Origin of the sequence: Streptomyces alboflavus, assembly GCF_000716675.1 — a bacterium.
Taxonomy (GTDB): domain Bacteria; phylum Actinomycetota; class Actinomycetes; order Streptomycetales; family Streptomycetaceae; genus Streptomyces; species Streptomyces alboflavus.
Map to the genome: position 1 here is coordinate 73908 of NZ_JNXT01000009.1, position 18409 is coordinate 92316.

An 18409-nucleotide genomic window follows, 5' to 3' on the forward strand; every position below is an offset into this window, starting at 1 on the left:
GGCCTGGGTCGGCTGGTGCAGGTCGGGGCTGGCCGAGCAGGCCTGGGTGAGGGACGGCTGCGCGGCCTTCTTCAAGGCGGTGATCGCCGCCCGTGGATCCGGGGTCCGCCTGGTCGTCTCGCACGTAGGCGAGAGGGCGCAGTCGGCCCTCGACCAGGTCGGCTTGTGGAGGAATCTGCTCGACCACGACGACACCTAGGCGGGCACTTCCAGCGGTGCTCAGGGTGGCGGCCGGGGCTCGTCAAGAGCCTGTCAATGCGGCGTAAAGAACGTGTATGGTTCCCAGCGGTGTGCCGGGAAGCCTGGTCGGCGGTCTTGCTAGAAGTCTCTTTGCCGATCGGGGATATCGACCATGGTGCTCATCGCGGTATTCGGAGTGGCGCTGCTCATAGCCGTACTGCTGTCCGGCCTGGCCGCCCGGACGGTGCTCTCCACCTCCTTCCTCTTCCTCGTCGGCGGGGCCCTCGTCAGCGACGGTTTCCTCGGTCTGATCCACATCACGCCGGACAGCGAGATCGTGACGGTGACGGCCGATCTCGCGCTGTTCGCGGTGCTGTTCACGGACGGCATGCACGTCTCGTTCCCCAAGCTGCGCAGCGCCTGGAGGAATCCGGCCCGTGCGCTCGGCCTCGGGATGCCGCTCGCCTTCGTCTTCATGGCACTGGTGACGCACTATCTGGTGGGCCTGGACTGGACGACGTCATTCCTGGTCGGGGCGGTACTCGCGCCCACCGATCCAGTGTTCGCCTCGGCGATCGTCGGCCGGAAGGAAGTCCCGGCGCGGCTGCGGCAGTTGCTGAACGTGGAGAGCGGCATCAACGACGGACTCGCACTCCCGGTCGTGCTGCTGCTGATCGCCGCCGCGGGCCCGGCAGCAGGCCACGCGAAGTCCGCGTCGCCTGGCAAGATCGCTCTCGAACTCGGTCTGGGCCTGGCCTTCGGTGTCCTCCTGCCGTTCATCGTCAACGGCCTCGTACGTTTCCGCCTCCTGGGAGCCGAGCCAAAGCTGCAGCCGCTGCTTCCGCTGGCAACGGGCGTGATCCTGTACGCGCTCTGCCACCTCACGCACGCCAACCCCTACCTCGCGGCGTTCTCGGCGGGCGCGGTCCTGGCCTCGCTGTCGACCGAGTCGAAGGAGGCCTTCGAGCCGCTCGGCGAGTCGCTGGCCGAACTGGCGAAGTTCGCCGCACTCCTGGTCTTCGGTGCGCTGCTGACGCCCCAGCTCTTCGGCGACTTGTCGATGGGGGGTTATGTCGCGGTCGTCCTGGCCATCATGCTGATCCGGCCCGCGTCCCTGCTGATCTCCCTCATCGGCACCGGGCTGGACCGCAAGGAGAAACTGGCCGCAGCCTGGTTCGGCCCCAAGGGCTTCGCATCCGTCGTGTACGGCCTCCTCGTCCTGCAGTCCGGCATCCCACAGGCAGAACAGGCGTACACCCTCATCGCTGTGTGCATCGCCTTCTCCATCGTCGCCCACAGCAGCACCGACGTTCCGGTCGCCCGCGCCTTCCATGTCGACGACATCGCGGGTGTCCCGGCGCGCGACGACGCCCACCGCTCCGTACCGCACCAGGAGAAGGGCACCCATGCGCGCGCGTGACCTCCTGACCCCCTACCCAGCCGTGTCCGTGGACGACGAGGCCATGGACGCCCTGCGCCTGGTGAGTACCGAACGGCTGCCCGCACTCCTGGTGGTCGACTCGGACGGGCGGCCTTACGCGATCGTTGCCGTCGCCCATCTGGTCGGTCGGCTGGTCCCCGACTTCGTACGTCAGGACCCTGTGCTCGCGGCGGTGATCGGGGACCGGTTCGACGTCGACGCCCGGGAGTCGGCCATCGGCACGACCATCGGCGCGTGGCTGCCGCACAACAGGGTCAGACCTCCGGTCGTCGGACCCGACGCGGCGCCGATGCAGATCGCCGCGTTGCTGGACCGGACCCAGAGTCCGCTGGTCGTGGTGATCGAACAGCAGGGTGACACCACCCGCCTGCTGGGAGCAGTCACACCGGACAGTCTGCTGGACCACTTCGTCGGAGGATCGTGAACGACGGGCACCGCCGGGCCGGAAAGAGCGATACATGAGCCACGACCACCAGCACCGCGCTCAGCGCGTTCCGAGCGACGGCGCCTCGCTTCCCCATCAGGGACACCAGCCGATTCCGAGCGGCCACATGGTCGTCTGCGGCGACGACGCGCTCGCCGAGCGCCTCGCCGCCGAACTGCGGTCGGTCTACCGCGAGCGTGTGACAGTCGTCATTCCTCCCACCCGGCCCGGCACCGGTCCTCGGAGTGGTTCCGGCGGGCGGGCGCGGGCCACCACACTGCTGGGCCGCATGCAGGCGATCATGGCACGGGCGGCCGGCGCACCCGGCGGAGAAGGTGAGCCACAGCACGAGACCCCCCGGGTCCTCGAAGCATCCGAGCCCGACGAGGAAGCGCTGATCGACGCCGGAATCCCCGACGCCGCCGCACTGGCTCTGGTCTACGACGACGATGAGACCAACATCCACGCAGCCTTGGCCGCCCGCCGCCTCAACCCCCGTCTGCGCCTGGTGATCCGGCTCTACAACCGCAAGCTCGGCCAGCATCTGGAGGAACTCCTCGACCAGGCCGCCGCCGTCGCCGCGCCCGACCTGGACCTGGCCGCGCTGGACACGTCCACCACTGTCCTCTCCGACGCCGACACCGCGGCACCCGCGCTGGCAGCCACCGCCGTCGCGGGCACCAGCAAGGTCGTCCAGGCCGACGGCTTGCTCCTGCGTGCCGTGGAACGCCCTCCGCCCGGACTTGGCGAGGTCGCCGACCCCGGCCTGTGCACGCTCGCCCTGCTCTCGTCGACCACCAACGACCCGGCAGGAGCCGAGGGTTCGGACGATGGCGGTCAGGACGGTCCGCTGCTGCTGCCCGACGACCGCGCCGTTGCCGCCGCAACCGGTCGGGGCACCGTAGTACTGGAGACCGTCTCGCACGCCGGACCCGCGGTGCCGGCCCGCAACCTGGCCGGACGCGGACTTCCGCTCGGCTCGCTCTTCTCACCTCGTCTGCGCTGGTCACTGGCCGGACTCACCACCTGCGTCCTCGGCTTGGCGGTGGCGAACTGGCTGACCGGCCATGCGCATCCCCTGCACGCCGGATACCTGACTCTGCTGGATCTGTTCGCCATCGACGACCCGGCGCTCGGCCAGTCCAGCGCCCGCCAGATCCTTCAACTCCTCACCGGTCTCGTCGGGTTGCTGCTCCTGCCCGTACTCCTCGCGGCCGTCCTCGAAGCCCTTGGCACCTTCCGGTCCGCCTCCGCGCTGCGCCGCCCGCCGAAGGGCCTGTCCGGGCACGTGGTCCTGCTCGGCCTAGGCAAAGTCGGCACGCGGGTCCTCGCCCGGCTGCGCGAACTCGGCATCCCCGTGGTCTGCGTGGAAGAGGACCCCGAAGCACGCGGCGTCCCCCTCGCCCGCCGTCTGCGCGTACCCACCGTCGTCGGTGACGTCACCGACGAGGGCGTCCTCGAAGCCGCCAAGATCCACCGCGCGCACGCCCTGCTCGCCCTCACCAGCAGCGACACCACCAACCTTGAAGCAGCCCTGTACGCACGGTCGGTGAAGCCGGGGGTCCGTGTGGCGCTGCGTCTCTACGACGACGCGTTCGCCACGGCCGTCTACCGCACCCTGCGTGCCGCGCACCCCCAGGCTCTCACCCGCAGCCGCAGCGTCTCCACTCTCGCCGCGCCCGCTTTCGCCGGAGCGATGATGGGCCGTCAGATCCTGGGCGCGATCCCGGTCGAACGCCGTGTGCTGCTCTTCGCCGCGCTCGACGTCGCGGGACACCCTCACCTCGAAGGGCGTACCGTCACCGAGTCGTTCCGGCCCGGCGCCTGGCGCGTCCTGGCCCTGGACTCCACCGCACCGGACGAACGCCTGCCCGACCTGGCAGCCGCCCCCTCGGGTGAGGGCGCCAACCACCCCACGGGACTGGTCTGGGACCTCCACCCCGGCTACGTACTGCATCCTCAGGATCGGGTGGTCCTCGCCGCCACCCGCCAGGGCCTGGCGGAACTCCTGGGGAGGAGAGCGTCTGTGCGCACGCGACTTGCCGATCCGTAGCCCCTGGCCGCGCCAGCCCGCCGACTCGACGACGAGCACAGCACCGGCGGAACGGGTCAAGGGAGAAGCAGGAGGCGACGCGACTGCCCGAGCCGGGGCCGAAACTCCTGGAGAAAGAGGTAGACGCCGGGCAACCATCGTCACGAAGCCGATGACGATGCCCTTGTCGCCGGTGACGCCGGCCAGGTGGCTGCCCATGGCGCGCTGCGCGGTGAGCGTGTCGTCGAGCGGGGTATCGATGCCGACCCGCGTCAGTGGGTGCGGCACTGGGCCGGGGGGGGGAAGAGTCCGTCGCGGTCGGCCACGCCGAGGGTGTCCTTGATGTGCAGGTAGCCCAGCAGGGCTTGGCTGCCACCGGTGACCGGAAAGCGGGAGTAGCCCGCCTGGGCCGCTACCCGCTCAAGGCTCGCCGGAGTGACCGTGTCGTCGACGGTGCGCATCCGAGCGGCCGGTACCAGGATCTCGCCGACCGGCCGCGTGCCCAGTTCCAGGGCGCCGCGCAGCCGTTCGCCGTCGGCGGCCGACAGCCGGTGCGGTCATGCGGACGCGGTCGGCCCGAGGGTGCTCGACTGCCTCGACCGTCAGGTGCCGGCCGTCCAGGTCGACGGTGTCGCCCACGGCCGGGACGCGAGCCGGATGTGTGGCGGCGACGACGATGCCGCGGTGGCCGGTGCTGTCGACCGGCAGGGTCGGCGACAGGGAAGGCGGGAGGAGCACCCTCAGCGGTCGGCGGCACTGCGAGTGTCTTCAGCCGCAGAGGTGCGTGCCGATCTTCAGGAACGCCTGGACCAGGGGGATCTGGGGGACGGCTGGGGAGACGACCTGGGAGGCGTAGTGGACGATCACCAGGTCGAGGGCGGGGGAGATGAAGAGGCGCTGGCCGTGGATGCCGCTGGCCATGAAGGAGCCGTAAGGGTCGTTGGGGATCCACCAGAGGTCGTGGTACGAGAGTGTGGCGGGCGCCTCGGGAGGCGCGGCGGGGAAGCGGACACGGCGGGGGTAGCCGTCCGGAACGCCGGAGGCGATGGTGGAGGCGACGGCCTCCGGGACGATCTGGCGGTCACCGATCGCGCCACCGCGGCGGATCATCTCGCCGAGCCGGGCAAGGTCGCGGGCGGTGGCGCTGAATCCACCGCAGGCGGCCTCGGCGCCTTCGGAGTCGAGGAGGTAGTACGCGTCCTCCTCCGCGCCGATGCGGGACCAGATCATCTCGGACAGCAGGTCCGAGGTGGTGGTGCCGGTGACGCGGCGCAGGACCTCGGCGAGGGCCTCGACGTTGCCGTTCTCGTAGCGGAAGGCGATGCCGGGCTCGCCGGTGGCGCGGGCGGTGGCGAGGTGCTCGCGGATCGTGGCCGGCCCGGTGTAGCCGTAGGGGCGCAGTTGGGGGGCCAGGACGGCGAAGTAGCGCTGCGCCTCCAGCGCCTTGTCGTACGGGCGGCCCGCGTAGCTCAACTGCGTGCCCATGTGGAGCAGATGGTCGACCTGGGCGTCTCCGAAGGCGGTGCCGGCGAGCTCGGGGACGATTCTGGAGACCTGCATGCCGCGGTCGAGCTGCCCCTCGTGGGCCAGGACCGCGGCGACGAGGCCGAGATAGGACTTGGCAGCCGAGGCGTTGAAGTGCGGGACATGAGGCTCGTACCCGTGGAGGTACTCCTCGTGCACGAGCAGGCCGCGGTGCATGACCAGGAGGGCGTCGGTCTCGGCCCGGGAGAGCAGCTCCGTGAGCGTGAGGGACCCGCAGGGCGCTCCGGTGAACCCGAGGCCGTCGAGGGCGCCTGCCGACGCGGTCGTCGGCAACGCGGACGCGCCGTCGGAGCCGCGCCAGACACGACGGCTCGAAACGAGTTCCCGGCCCGAGGTCGTGTGCCGTCGAGCCCAGGCCGGATCCGTGTATCCCCGCGCCCACACAAGATCAGCCAGTGAGGAAATGCCCGTCATATGTCCGCTCCGCTCCGCAGGCCGTGCGCCCCTTGAGCTCGATACCGTACACCGTGTCTTGTATCTCGGCCTTGTTGCCCTGGGTGGGGAGCGAGGGAGCCGCGTGGCTGAGGCGGGCTCAGGGGGTGAGGTCGAGGGCTCCGGGGGCGTCCGACGGGGCGAGTCCGGTGGCCCAGACGCGGCCGTAGACCGACAGGTCCCGCAGATTCGCGGTGATCTCGGCCGCGCTGTAGCCGGTGTCGTTCTCGACCCACCAGGTGAGCAGGCCGATGAGTTCCCCGGTCCACGCCCGGGCGACGACGTCGAGGGGGATGCGGGGTGTCACCCCGAGCTGTTCGGTCCGCGCGCGGAAGGCGGCCTCGGCGTGCGAGCAGATGAGATCCGTGAACTCCCGCAGGGCCCGGCCGTCACCCTCGCCCCGCAGGACGACTTGGTAGACGGCCTTCTCCTGCTCGGCATGTTCGAAGATGTACTTCACCGGCAGTCCTGTGAAGCCCTCCGCGTGCGCCTGCCGGACGGCCGGCAAGAGGCGCTCGCGGTCGTCGGCGAGGTCGCGCACGATGCCTACCAGCAGGTCCTCCTTGTCGCGGTAGTGCGCGTAGAAGGTGGCCCGGCCGATGTCGGCGTGCTCGGTGATCTCCTCGACCGTGATCGAGTGGAACCCCTTCTCCAGGACCAGTTCGACCAGGGCCTGGCGCAGCGCCGCCCGTGTCCTGCGGACGCGGCGATCTCCCGCGGGCTTCATGTCCACTTCGTTTCCTTCTCGTCCGGACCGTTGACCTGACCCTAACGCTGCCTTTACGTTTCCGCACGCCAAGCTTGTTACTGAACAGCTTGTTCGGGAACGCTGGAGGTGCGATGAACTTCGGGCGGTACGTACACCGGACTGCCGGTCACCAACCCGAGGCCGAGGCGGTGGTCTGCGGACCCGCCCGGCTGACCTACGCGGAACTCGACGAGCACAGCGACCGGCTCGCGACGGCCCTGCGCGCCCTCGGCCTGAACCGGGGCGACCGCGTGGCGACCCTCGCCGGCAACCGAGCGGAACTGGTCGTCACGGAAGTCGCCCTCTACAAGGCCGGCCTGGCCCGGGCGCCGATCAACGCCAGGCTCGGTACCGCGGAAGTGGCTCACCTGCTCGCGGAGTCCGACGCGAGGGTGCTCCTGACGGACGCCGCCCACCTGGACACCGCCCGCGCCGCAGTACCCGGTACGGGGGTCAAGACAGTCATCGGCTACGACGGCCCGAGCGATCTCGGCCCGGGCTACGCCGAGACCCTCGCGGGCACCGAGCCGGAGCCCGTCGAGACGGAGTGCGACGAGGACGACATCGCCGTGCTGCACTTCACCTCGGGCTCCACCGGCAAGCTCAAGGCGGCGGTTCAGACCTACGGCAACAGGCTCGCCCTGATGCGCAAGTCCGTGATGAGCGCCGACACCCGGGTGGGCCCCGGTGACCGGCAGATCCTGGCCGGACCGGTCACCCACGCCTCCGGCATGCCGCTGATGGGCATCCTCTTCGCCGGCGGCTGCGCGATCGTGCTGCCCCGCTGGGACGCCGAGGAGTTCCTCGCCGCAGTCCAGCGCGAGCGCGCCACCCACGCCTTCGTCGTCCCGACGATGGTCAACACCGTGCTCGCGCTGCCCAACGCCCGCGCCTACGACCTCTCCACCCTGCGCCAGCTGATCTACGGCGCCGCGCCCATGTCCCCGGCCCGGATGAGGGCCGCCTGGGAGCTCTTCGGCCCTGTCCTGTCCCAGGGGTACGGGTGCGGCGAGACGACCTCCGGCGTGCTGTTCCTTTCCACGGCGGACCACCGGCGGGCGATCGAGGGCCAGGACGAGGAGCTGCTGCTGTCCTGCGGCCGACCGCTCGCCGAGGCCGAGGTCGCCATCGTCGACGACAGTGGACAGCCCGTCGCCGACGGAGAGATCGGAGAGATCGCCGTCCGCGGCCCCGACGTCGTCCCCGGCTACCACAACGAGCCGAACCTCACCGCGGCGACCTTCCGGGACGGCTGGTTCTTCACCGGCGACCTCGCCCGCCGACGCTCCGACGGCTACGTCTTCATCGTCGACCGCAAGAAAGACATGATCGTCTCCGGCGGGTTCAACATCTACGCCGTCGAGGTCGAAGCCGTCCTGCACCAGCACCCCGACGTCTATGAGGCCGCCGTCGTCGGAGTCCCCGACGAGCAGTGGGGCGAGGCCGTCAAGGCGGTCGTCGTGGCACGCGACGGCGCCGCCCTCACCGAGACCGGCCTCGTCGACTTCTGCGCCCAGCACTTGGCCCGCATGAAGAAGCCCCGCTCGGTCGACTTCGTGGCCACCCTGCCCCACAACCCCAACGGCAAGATCGACCGCCGCGCCATCCGCGACCGCTACTGGGCGGGCGCCGAGCGCCGCGTCAACTGAACAGGACCCCTGGCATGCCCTTCACTCTCGAACCCTCCTACGACGACAACCCGAGCCTCCAGGACCTCGTCGGACGCCTGCGCGCCTACCTCAACGACGAGCTCGTCCCCTACGAGCGCGAGCACGGCATCACCGCCGAGACAAAGCTCGACCGCACCACCCTCGAACACGTCTGGAAGCGCAGCGCGGAACTCGGCTTCTACGGCATCAGCCTGCCCCCCGAGCTCGGCGGCCAGGGCCTGAGCGTCTACGAACTGTGCGCCCTCAAAGAGGAGTTGACCGCCTCCGGGGCGGCTCTCTCCCACTCGGTCCTCGGCGACATGGGCGGTCCGCTGCGGGTCGGCGCGATCGTGAAGTACGCCACCGAGGAACAGCGGGAGCGCTTCCTGATGCCCGTCGTCCGGGGCGAGCGGGCGTGCTGCTTCTCCCTCACCGAGGAGGACGCGGGCTCCGACGTACGCCGCATGACGACCACTGCCACCCCGGACGGGGACACCTATGTCCTCAACGGCAAGAAGGTGTTCAGCTCCGCCGCCCCCTTCGCGGACTTCGCGATCGTCGTCGCCCGCATGGCCGGCGCCGAGGAGGCGTACAGCGCCTTCCTCGTCGACCTGGACACCCCCGGCTGCCGCGTCCTCGACGGCGAAGTCCCCATGTCCGGCCAGCAGATGGAGGGCGACCTCCTCTTCGAGGACTGCCGGATCCCCGCCGCGAACCTCCTCGGCGAGATCGGCCAGGGCCTGCGCATCGGCATCGGCCGCATCACCCTCAACCGCCTGTTGCACTGCCCGTCCCTCATCGGCGCCGCCCGCCGCGCCTGGAACCTGTCGGTGGAGTACGCGATGAACCGCGTCGTCTTCGGCCAGCCGCTCCTCGCCCATCAGGCCATCCACCACAAGATCGCCGAGATGGCCACCGAGATCTACGCCGCCCGCGCGATGGTGATGACCACCGCCGCGAAGGCCGACCGGGGCGACAACGTCTCCGTCGAGGCCAACATGTGCAAGCTCTTCACCTCCGAGGCGTCCTTCCGCGTCGCCGACCAGGCCGTCCAGATCCACGGCAAGGCCGGTCTGACCCGCGGCCACGAGGTCGAGCAGATCTTCCGCAGCCTGCGGATGTTCCGGATCGTCACCGGAACCACCGAGATCCACAAGAACGCCATCGCCAAGGGCCTTCTCTGACCGACTCCTTGGCGCCCAGGGCGGTGCCGCGGGCCCGCTTCCACGCGCGGGCCCGCGGCGGCGGGGAACGGCCGCCCACCCGTACGACCCCCTGCTCCACCCGCACCCGCAGGAGTCGCCCCATGACACCCCGCACCGCCACCGCGCAGTCCCAGCCCCTCGTCGCCCTGGCAGCCGACCACCGCAGAGCCTGGCTGATCACGGCGATGATCGTGGCCTTCATGGTCATCAACTTCGCCGACAAGTCGGTCCTCGGCCTCGCCGCCGTTCCGATCATGGAGGAACTCGACCTCAGCAACAGCACCTACGGCCTCATATCCAGCTCTTTCTTCTTCCTTTTCAGCGTCTCGGGACTCCTCGTCGGATTCCTCTCCACCCGGATCTCCAGCCGGGTCCTGCTGTTCGTCATGACCGTGGTGTGGGCCGTGGCCCAGCTCCCGGTCCTCGTGGTGGCCTCGGTGCCCACCCTGATGGCCGGCCGCATTCTGCTCGGCGCCGCCGAAGGACCGGCGGCATCCATGTCGATGCACGCCCTCTACAAGTGGTTCCCGCCGCAGCGCCGCGCCCTGCCCTCAGCTCTCCAGATCGGCGGCGCGGCCCTGGGCACACTCATAGCGGCACTCTTGGTCACCTGGCTCATCGACGGCTTCGGCTGGCGCTCGGCCTACGCCGTCCTCGCGGTCATCAGCGCCTGCTGGGCGCTCCTGTGGTGGCGCGTGGGCCACGACGGATCGTACGACCACAAGCACACGACCGCCGGATCCAGCGGGCTCCGACTGCCGTACCGCAGAATCCTGCTGACCGGCACCGTACTCGGCAGCATCGCCAGCGCCTTCGGAGCGGCGTGGGCGCTGTCCCTCAGCCATGCTTGGCTGCCCGCCTACTTCAGGACGCAGATGGACATGACGGCGGCGGCCTCCGCGACCGCCATCAGCGTCATCTCCGGCTTCGGACTGGTGCTGCTGCTTGCGGTCTCGCCCTTTGTGGACGCGCTGAAATCCCGTGGCGTGAGCAGCCGTTGGTCCAGCGGGGCGGCACAGAGCATCGCCGTGTGCGCGGCGGGGTGCGCGATGACGGCGTTCCCGTTCGTCGACGAGTCCGGCCCACGGCTCCTGCTGATCGCGCTGGCCTTCGGCGGCACGGCCATCGCCATCCCCCTCCACTACATGACGACCGCGGAGGTCGTCCCTCCTGCCCAGTGCGGCGCCGTCTTCGGTGTCGTCGCCGGTATCGGCACTCTGCCGGGCCTCGTGGCACCGTTCCTGACCGGCCACCTCATCGACACGGCCGACACCCCGGCCGTCGGCTACACCACCGCCTTCTTCGTCGCCGGCGCGGTGATGCTCATGGCCGGCGCCTTCGCGCTGGCCGCCATCCGTCCGGAGCGGGACGCACGACTTCTGGGCCTCGACGTCGGTCACCAGCGCTGAACCGCATCGCATCAGGGGTCACCAACCGATCAGGCACATCCGATCCACCGGTCCACCGATCCCCGAGGCGAATGCCACATTCAGGCGATTGCCTCAAAAGTGATCGGAAGTGATGCGAGGAAACGGAAGTTGATGCTTTCGAGCCACTCGGGCTGCGCCACCTCGCACTTCCAGTTGGTGGTCCGACGCAGCAGCGCCCGCAGTGCGACGTCGATCTCGGTGAGGGCCAGTGAGGCGCCCAGGCAGTAGTGGATGCCGTGCCCGAACGACAGGTGATCAGCGGCCGGTCGGGAGACATCCAATGTGTCAGGGTCGGTGTAGCGGCGGGGGTCACGATTCCCTGAACCAAGAACCAGGGTCACCGACTGGCCGGCTCGGATCAGGTGCTCACCGAGTTCGATGTCGGCGAGTGCCTTCCGAGTGGTGAACTGGACCGAACTGTCGTATCTCATCAGTTCGTGCGTGGCGGGTGTGATCAGCTCAGGATCTCTGCGCAGCCGCTGAGTTTCCTCGTCGTTGTTCAGCAGGGCGAGGACCGCGTTCCCGATCATATGTGTGGTGGTCGCCTGCCCCGCGTCGATGAGCAGCAAGAGGTTGGCGAAGATTTCGTCCTCGGTGTAGTCGGCTGCCTGGAGTTGGGGACTGATCATACGGCTGAAGAAGTCGTCGGCCGTGCTGTTTCGACGAGCGGTGGCAGTGCGGTCGAAGGACTCCCTCAGTGCCTGTATCCGCGCGTTCTGGGAGTCGGACTGGGTGAAGAACTCATGCAACAGCCCCTGCCAGCTCTCCAGGAGGTGGGTGGCGTCGTCGGATACGCCTGCCAGTTTCGCGATGACGCCACGGCTGAGTGGTTCCGAGAAGTCGTGAATGATGTCCATGCGCCCGCTCGGCAGGACCTTGTCGAGCAGTTCGTCGGCCAACTCCTGGACATGAAAGCGCAGTTCCCTGGAGAGGCGGGGAGAAAGGCTCGGCCTGATCAGTCGGCGTAGCCGGGTGTGATGCGGCGGATCATTGAACAGCATCATGTCCGACAGTGTGCGAGCCAGCAGTGCGACATCGCCACGGGCCTGTTCGGGGAAGCTCTCGTAGAAATCCGAAATTCTGGCTACAGAAAGACGTCTGTCTTTCGAGAGATCGAGAATTTCTGGATGGCCGAACACCGCCCACGTCTGCATCCAATCATCCCACTGCACCGGTGATTTTGTGCGCAACTCGGCATAGAACGAGTATGGCTCCGCCGCGTGTTCGGGATCGAGCAGGTGAGAGAGATTCGTCGTATGGGCAGTGCGCATGGAGGATCCTCAGAACTGCGCCGGTGATGGAATGTCGAGGAAGGCTAGCCATGTCCGCGAACTGGCGTCAAGCGTCGCCAGCAAAGCACGGTTGACAGGTATTGCGCTCTTCTGGACGCATATTGCGAGCCGCCTCGCAGGCCCTCCTTTCGGCATTGACGCCCGGGGTGAGTTGGGGGAGATTCACTGCTGATCGCATTCCTTACCCGCCGGCTCGACCAGCGTCTCGGCGTTCAGGTCCCCGCCCGGACGATGTTGGCCGCTCGCACGCCGGGGCGGCAAGCCGAGGTCGTCCTTGGCCTGTTGGCACGCCATGAACCGAGCAGCATCAGCCGAGAATCAGTGTGGGAATTTTGATGACCTTGCCAGAACAGAACTTTGTGTCGGACGCTCCACCCGAGGAGCTTGGCCCAGTCCATGAAGTCGTGGCCCGGATAGCCGGCAGTGATCCGCTGAGGGTCGCCGTTCGGAGCGGGGGCACCGAGCTGAGCTACGGCGAACTCGACGCTTGGGCCAGGCGCATCGCAGCGTCTGTCCGTGCGGCGGGTGCGGGCAGAGGCGAGCGAATCGGTGTGCTCGTTGAACCTTCGAACGCGATGATTGCCGCCGTGCTCGGAGTCCTGTACGCCGGTGCCGCGTACGTCCCGGCAGACCCGGCCCACCCTGATCAGCGGATCGCTGATGTGTTCGCCGACGCGGGCGTTTGTGCCGTGATCGTCGCAGACGGCACATCTGACCGACTGCCCACGCTCACCTGCCCGGTCATTCGAGCGGAGGACGCCCGAGAAGGAGAAGAGGCCACGGCGGCGGCAGTCACGGTGACACCCCATGACGCCGCTTACATCATCTACACCTCGGGCAGCACCGGTGAGCCCAAAGGCGTCCTGGTCGAGCACGGTCAGCTGTCCGCTTCCACCTGGGCACGCCGCGCGGTGTATCCCGGCGCTCCAGTCTTCCTGCTTGTGTCTCCCTTGGCCTTCGATTCCTCGGTTGCCGGGGTGTGGGGGACCTTGACCGCGGGGGGATGCTTGGTCGTAGCTGCGTCTGATGAAATCCGCGATCCTGAGCGGCTGGTCGGCCTGGTGGAACGCCGGCAGGTGACCCGGCTGCTCTGCGTACCGCTCCTCTACGGCGCACTGCTGGACGCGGCGACACGGCAGGGCAGGCGGCTGGACGCGCTGGACACGGTGATCGTGGCCGGCGAGTCGCCGACTGAGGCATTGGTGGAACGCCATTTCGCCTTGCTCGGCCGCACAGTCGCCCTGGTCAATGAGTACGGCCCGACCGAGGCCACCGTATGGGCCAGCTACCGCCGTTATGAGGCCCCTGGACCGATATCCATCGGCGGGCCGGTACCTGGTGTCCGCCTGTACCTGCTGAATGAGGATCTTGAGCCGGTCCCACGCGGTGTGAGCGGCGAGTTGTTCATCGGCGGCACAGGGGTGGCTCGAGGATACTTCGGCCGCCCTGAAGCGACTGCCCAGGCTTTCATCGGTGACCCTTTCACCGACGTCGATGGCGCCAAGATGTACCGCACGGGGGACCTCGCCCTGTGGAACGACGACGGTGAGTTGGAATTCCTCGGCCGCCGCGATCAACAAGTCAAGATCCGTGGCCATCGGATCGAACTCGGCGCAGTCGAGGCTCATCTGCGTACTGCACCAGGGGTCAGCGACGCCGCTGTGGTGACGAACGCGGAGCGGACCCAGCTTGTCGGGTTCGTCCTGTCGCCTCCTGACATTTCTACGCCTCCTGACATTTCTCCAGAACTCATCCGCGAGCACGTGGCCCGCAGGCTGCCACAAGCCATGGTTCCGAACTGGATTCACGTGCTCGATCGGTTTCCCGTGACTGTCAACGGCAAAATCGACCGAAAGCGTCTCAGTGCTCTGGCAGAAACCTGTCCGGACTCCCAGACAGAGGATGCAGCCGCCGCCCCCACGGACGACACGACTGGACGGGTGTCCGCCGCGTGGGCCGAGGTACTGAAGCGGAAAGACGTTCCGATCGAGGTGAATTTCTTCGACCTGGGCGGCCACTCGGTCAAGCTCTTTGAGCTTCAGAACGCCCTTGAGCGACATGCGGGAGTTCGGCTCTCGGTTGTTGCTCTGTTCTCGCACACCACGGTGGCGGCGCAGGCAACGCTGATCCGTGACGGCGTGCCCTCGGACGACGGTTCGGCTGTGGTCGGGCGAGAGGCATCGGCCAGGCGCTCTCGCGCGCTGCGGGCACGGCGCCAGCGTTTGGAGGGAGGGCAACGGCGGTGACGGTGGAGTTGAGACAACCAGCCGGAAGGACTCGTCTCATGGGGGCCCATAGGGATGTGACCCTGACATGGGGAAATCCGTGGTGACGTACTTCTTCGACTCGAGCGGCCAGGCGATACGGCCGCAGGCCGTCCTCGCGGAGCTCCAGAAACACCCGGAGCACCAGGACTTCATGACCCTCACCGACCTGTTCCGGCACCCGGCGGTGGCCGCCGTGGATGCCCAGCTCGACCAGACGGCCGAACAGAAGGCGACCCGGCGCGGCAGCGACCGCCGGGCCGCCCCGCACAAGCTCCGTTCCAGGAAGGGCACGACGCGATGACGACCGACGAAGCCGCACAGCACGACCTTGAGCAAACGGTGGCCGTCGTGGGGATGAGTGGACGCTTCCCCGGCGCCCCCGACCTCGACGCCTACTGGGCCAACCTGCGCGACGGCGTCTGCTCGCTGTCCGAGTTCACCGAGGAGGAACTGCTCGCCGACGGGGCGGACCCGGCCGAGCTGCGCAATCCCGCGTTCGTCCCGGTGAAGGGGCATCTCGCTGACGCGGACCGCTTCGAGGCCGAGCTCTTCGGCTTCAACCGCACCGAGGCGGCCGCCCTGGACCCGCAGCACCGGGTGCTCCTGGAGACCGCCTGGTCCGCGCTGGAGGACGCCGGGTACGCCCCGCTGAACGCACCGCCCCGCACCGGCGTCTACATGGGCGGCAGCTCGACGGACCACGCGCTGGCCGCCGAGACGGACCCGGCGCTCGCCGCGTCGATCGGCGCGCTCCAGCTGCGTATCCTCACCGACCGCGAGTTCCTGGCGCCCTGGATCTCCTACCGCCTTGGCCTGGACGGGCCGAGCATGATGGTCCAGACGGCCTGCTCGACCTCGCTGACGGCGGTCCATCTTGCCGTCCAGGCCCTGCTGCTCGGCGAGTGCGACACCGCGCTCGCGGGCGGCGTCGCCATCGGCACCGTGCGCAAGGAGGGCTACGTCTACTACCAGGGCGGGACCTCCTCCCCCGACGGCCGCTGCCGCCCCTTCGACGAGAAGGCGGCCGGCACGGTGCCGGGCAGCGGGGTAGGGGTGCTGGTGCTGCGGCGGCTGGAGGACGCCCTCGCCGACGGCGACCCGGTGCGCGCGGTGATCCGGGGCACGGCTGTCACCAACGACGGGGCGGGCAAGATCGGCTTCACCGCGCCGGGCGTGGACCGGCAGACGGCCGCGATCACCGAGGCGTGGACGGCGGCGGGTCTTGAGCCGTCGGCGGCGCAGTACGTGGAGGCGCACGGGACCGGGACCGATCTGGGCGACCGGATCGAACTGGAGGCGGCGAGCGCGGCGTTCACCGCCCGAGCCGGCCTCGACCGCGGCGTCGGCATCGCGCTCGGTTCGGTGAAGTCGAACATCGGGCACGCCGACACGGCGGCCGGTGTGGCGGCGCTGATCAAGACGGTCCTGATGCTGGAGCACGCCACCCTGGCCCCGACGGTGAACATCACGAGCCCGGTCGCCGCCCTCCAGGACTCGCCGCTGCGGCTGGTGACCGAGGCCCGTCCCTGGCCGCGCAGGTCGGACCTGCCCCGGCTGGCCGGCGTGACGTCGGTCGGCATGGGCGGCACGAACGTGCACGCGGTGGTGCAGGAGGCACCCGCACGCGAGCCGCGCGCGCAGGCCGACGCCCGCCCGACGGTCCTGCCGCTGTCGGCCCGCACCGAGCATCAACTCGCCCTCGTGGCGACGCGGTTGGCGGCACGCCTGCGACAGGCCGACGCCCCCGCCCTCGCCGATGTCGCGCACACCCTGCGCACCGGCCGGGTCGGGATGCCCGTGCGTGCCTACGTGGTCGCCGCCGGTGTGCGGGAGGCGTCGGACAAGCTCATGGCACTGGCCGAGGGCCACCCGGATCCGGTGCGGGACCCGTCGGGGGAGGCGTGGCTGCGCGGCGAGGAGGTGACCTGGCCGACGCCGGACGGCGAGGTGCGCCGGGTACGGCTCCCGTCGTACCCGTTCGCGGGGGAGAGCTACGGCGCCCTGACGCCGCGCGGCCCGGCCGCTCAGGCGCCGGCGGAGAGTACGGCGCCCGCGCTGGGGAGCGAACTGGAGGCCAAGGTCACCGAGTTGGTGATCGAGGCGCTGGATCTCGACGGGCCCGCCGGTCTGGAGAAGACGTACGTCGAGGCGGGCGGCGACTCACTGACGTCCGTGCATCTGGCCGGACGTCTCCGCGACGAGCTGGACATCGACGTACCGATCGAGCTGTTCCTGGAACCGGTCACGCTCAAGGAGATGACGATCCGCATCGTCGAGGTCAAGGAAGGCGGCGAGGGCGCCGGGCGTCCTGCTCGCCGAGTCACGGCCGTGCGGCGGCCCACCTTCGCCTCGGTGCACGGCGAGGGCGTGACCGAGGTCCACGCGAAGGACCTCACCCTCGACAAGTTCCTCGACGCACACCTCATCGCCGACGCCCCCGCGCTGCCCCGCGCCGAGCGTGAGCCGCGCACCGTGCTGCTGACCGGCGCGAACGGCTACCTCGGCCGTTTCCTCGCCCTGGAATGGCTGCGCACCCTGGCGCCGGCCGGCGGCCGGCTGATCGCCCTGGTGCGCGGCGATGACGCCACCGCGGCCCGGCAGCGGCTGGACGCGGCCTTCGACAGCGGCGACCCGGAGCTGGTGCGGACGTACGAGGAACTGGCCGCGGTCCATCTCGAGGTCGTGGCGGGTGACATGGCGGAACCGCGGCTCGGCCTGGACGAGGCGGCCTGGGACCGGCTGGCCGACGAGGTCGACCTGATCGTCCACGCCGGTGCGGTGGTGAACCACCTCCTGCCGTACCCGCACCTCTTCGAGGCCAACGTCGTCGGCACCGCCGAAATCGTCCGGCTGGCCCTCACCCGCCGGGCGAAGCCGATCACCTACATCTCCAGCGTCGGGGTCGCCGACTCCTGCCGGCCGGCACTCGACGAGGACTCCGACGTCCGCGTCGCCCTACCGGCCCTGAACGTCGACGGTGGCTACGCCAACGGGTACGCGACCAGTAAATGGGCCGGCGAGGTGCTGCTGCGGGAGGCGCACGACCTGTGCGGACTGCCGGTCACGAGCATCCGGTCCAGCATGATCCTCGCGCACAGCCGGTACGGCGGACAGCTCAACGTCACCGATGTGTTCAGCCGCCTCCTGTTCAGCGTGCTCGCCACCGGGGTCGCGCCGCGCAGCTTCTACCGTGCGGACGGCGAACGCGCCCACTACGACGGCCTGCCGGTCGACTTCACCGCCGCCGCCGTGGTGGCGCTGGGGGGAGGCGGCACCTCCGAAGCCCCGTCCGGATACCGCACGTTCAGCTTCGTGAACCCCCACGACGACGGTGTCTCCCTCGACGCCATCGTCGACTGGCTCGCGCAGGACGGCCACACCATCGAGCGGGTGGACGACTACGACGAGTGGTACCTGCGGTTCGAGGCGGCGATGCGCGCCCTGCCCGAGGCACAGCGGCAGTTCGCGGCGCTGCCCGTCCGGCACGGCTTCAAGGAGCCCGAGGACCCGGTACGCGGATCCGTCATCCCCTCCGACCGGTTCCGCGCCGCCGTCCGGGACGGTGCGATCGCCGGGCACGGGAACATCCCGAGCATCACGCGCGACCTCGTCGCCAAGTACGGCCGGGACCTGAAGAACCTGATGGCAGCCGGGCGCCCCATGGACGGCGGTCACGTCAACCACTGAGGTGGCGCACAGGACGCGGAGCCGGGGTCATCCCCCGGCTCCGCGTCCCGCGCGTGCGGTCACCCTGTAGGCCATGG

14 protein-coding genes and 1 pseudogene are annotated in these 18409 nt (G+C 69.4%); 11 read left to right on the plus strand and 4 right to left on the minus strand.

What is annotated here, in order from left to right; genetic code table 11:
* Window positions 1-46 precede the first annotated feature (46 nt).
* From OO63_RS45340 to OO63_RS09570, 4 genes are all read left to right on the plus strand, one after another.
* The gene (locus OO63_RS45340; RefSeq protein WP_157853970.1) at window positions 47-199 is read left to right on the plus strand and encodes a hypothetical protein; all 153 of its coding nucleotides are present in this window, start codon (window positions 47-49) and stop codon (window positions 197-199) included.
* A 153-nt stretch (window positions 200-352) separates the two neighbouring features.
* Window positions 353-1600: a cation:proton antiporter gene (locus OO63_RS09560; protein WP_031192448.1), complete on the plus strand. Its 1248-nt coding sequence runs from the start codon at window positions 353-355 to the stop codon at window positions 1598-1600.
* On the plus strand, window positions 1587-2045 hold the full coding sequence (locus OO63_RS09565) for a CBS domain-containing protein (protein WP_030363947.1): 459 nt from the start codon (window positions 1587-1589) through the stop codon (window positions 2043-2045). Before OO63_RS09560 ends, OO63_RS09565 begins: the two co-directional genes overlap by 14 nt.
* Window positions 2046-2172: 127 nt before the next feature.
* Entirely contained in the window at window positions 2173-4098 is a 1926-nt protein-coding gene (locus OO63_RS09570) for an NAD-binding protein (RefSeq protein ID WP_033263979.1), read from the plus strand.
* Window positions 4099-4233: 135 nt separating this feature from the next.
* Here OO63_RS09570 and OO63_RS41410 read toward each other — a convergent pair.
* From OO63_RS41410 to OO63_RS09585, 3 genes and pseudogenes are all read right to left on the minus strand, one after another.
* Window positions 4234-4625: pseudogene (locus OO63_RS41410) on the minus strand (CBS domain-containing protein); the annotation flags it as partial.
* Window positions 4626-4845: 220 nt separating this feature from the next.
* The gene (locus OO63_RS09580; protein WP_031192446.1) at window positions 4846-6036 is read right to left on the minus strand and encodes a serine hydrolase domain-containing protein; all 1191 of its coding nucleotides are present in this window, start codon (window positions 6034-6036) and stop codon (window positions 4846-4848) included.
* 118 nt (window positions 6037-6154) lie between these two features.
* Window positions 6155-6781 (minus strand): TetR/AcrR family transcriptional regulator, encoded by a 627-nt coding sequence (locus OO63_RS09585; protein ID WP_033263988.1) that lies wholly within the window; start codon window positions 6779-6781, stop codon window positions 6155-6157.
* A gap of 113 nt (window positions 6782-6894) precedes the next feature.
* Here OO63_RS09585 and OO63_RS09590 point away from each other — a divergent pair, with 113 nt between their 5' ends.
* From OO63_RS09590 to OO63_RS09600, 3 genes are all read left to right on the plus strand, one after another.
* Window positions 6895-8451 carry an acyl-CoA synthetase gene (locus OO63_RS09590; RefSeq protein ID WP_031192445.1) on the plus strand — a complete coding sequence of 519 codons (1557 nt, stop codon included), beginning with the start codon at window positions 6895-6897 and terminating at the stop codon, window positions 8449-8451.
* A gap of 14 nt (window positions 8452-8465) precedes the next feature.
* Window positions 8466-9635 carry an acyl-CoA dehydrogenase family protein gene (locus OO63_RS09595; RefSeq protein WP_031192444.1) on the plus strand — a complete coding sequence of 390 codons (1170 nt, stop codon included), beginning with the start codon at window positions 8466-8468 and terminating at the stop codon, window positions 9633-9635.
* A 122-nt stretch (window positions 9636-9757) separates the two neighbouring features.
* On the plus strand, window positions 9758-11065 hold the full coding sequence (locus OO63_RS09600) for an MFS transporter (protein WP_031192443.1): 1308 nt from the start codon (window positions 9758-9760) through the stop codon (window positions 11063-11065).
* Between the two features lie 80 nt (window positions 11066-11145).
* On the opposite strand, the gene OO63_RS09605 is transcribed toward OO63_RS09600, so the two are convergent.
* The gene (locus OO63_RS09605) at window positions 11146-12357 is read right to left on the minus strand and encodes a cytochrome P450 (protein ID WP_051810702.1); all 1212 of its coding nucleotides are present in this window, start codon (window positions 12355-12357) and stop codon (window positions 11146-11148) included.
* 186 nt (window positions 12358-12543) lie between these two features.
* Here OO63_RS09605 and OO63_RS47750 point away from each other — a divergent pair, with 186 nt between their 5' ends.
* The 4 genes from OO63_RS47750 to OO63_RS46300 all read left to right on the plus strand — a co-directional run bounded on the left by OO63_RS47750 (window position 12544) and on the right by OO63_RS46300 (window position 18332).
* Window positions 12544-12714, plus strand: coding sequence for a hypothetical protein (locus OO63_RS47750; protein WP_078619045.1), 171 nt, complete (start codon window positions 12544-12546; stop codon window positions 12712-12714).
* Window positions 12714-14624 carry a non-ribosomal peptide synthetase gene (locus tag OO63_RS09610; RefSeq protein ID WP_078619046.1) on the plus strand — a complete coding sequence of 637 codons (1911 nt, stop codon included), beginning with the start codon at window positions 12714-12716 and terminating at the stop codon, window positions 14622-14624. Before OO63_RS47750 ends, OO63_RS09610 begins: the two co-directional genes overlap by 1 nt.
* Window positions 14625-14691: 67 nt before the next feature.
* A complete protein-coding gene (locus OO63_RS09615) occupies window positions 14692-14946 on the plus strand; it encodes a hypothetical protein (protein ID WP_157853971.1) in 255 nt (84 codons plus the stop codon).
* On the plus strand, window positions 14943-18332 hold the full coding sequence (locus OO63_RS46300) for a thioester reductase domain-containing protein (protein ID WP_051810703.1): 3390 nt from the start codon (window positions 14943-14945) through the stop codon (window positions 18330-18332). Before OO63_RS09615 ends, OO63_RS46300 begins: the two co-directional genes overlap by 4 nt.
* The last annotated feature ends 77 nt before the right edge of the window (window positions 18333-18409 follow it).

Coding starts and splice junctions, on each gene's coding strand:
- OO63_RS09615 (WP_157853971.1), top strand. CDS start 14,692: ATGGGGAAATCCGTGGTGACGTACTTCTTCGACTCGAGCGGCCAGGCG.
- OO63_RS09610 (WP_078619046.1), top strand. CDS start 12,714: ATGACCTTGCCAGAACAGAACTTTGTGTCGGACGCTCCACCCGAGGAG.
- OO63_RS09565 (WP_030363947.1), top strand. CDS start 1,587: ATGCGCGCGCGTGACCTCCTGACCCCCTACCCAGCCGTGTCCGTGGAC.
- OO63_RS09600 (WP_031192443.1), top strand. CDS start 9,758: ATGACACCCCGCACCGCCACCGCGCAGTCCCAGCCCCTCGTCGCCCTG.
- OO63_RS09605 (WP_051810702.1), bottom strand. CDS start 12,357: ATGCGCACTGCCCATACGACGAATCTCTCTCACCTGCTCGATCCCGAA.
- OO63_RS09590 (WP_031192445.1), top strand. CDS start 6,895: ATGAACTTCGGGCGGTACGTACACCGGACTGCCGGTCACCAACCCGAG.
- OO63_RS46300 (WP_051810703.1), top strand. CDS start 14,943: ATGACGACCGACGAAGCCGCACAGCACGACCTTGAGCAAACGGTGGCC.
- OO63_RS09560 (WP_031192448.1), top strand. CDS start 353: ATGGTGCTCATCGCGGTATTCGGAGTGGCGCTGCTCATAGCCGTACTG.
- OO63_RS09585 (WP_033263988.1), bottom strand. CDS start 6,781: ATGAAGCCCGCGGGAGATCGCCGCGTCCGCAGGACACGGGCGGCGCTG.
- OO63_RS09580 (WP_031192446.1), bottom strand. CDS start 6,036: ATGACGGGCATTTCCTCACTGGCTGATCTTGTGTGGGCGCGGGGATAC.
- OO63_RS09570 (WP_033263979.1), top strand. CDS start 2,173: ATGGTCGTCTGCGGCGACGACGCGCTCGCCGAGCGCCTCGCCGCCGAA.
- OO63_RS09595 (WP_031192444.1), top strand. CDS start 8,466: ATGCCCTTCACTCTCGAACCCTCCTACGACGACAACCCGAGCCTCCAG.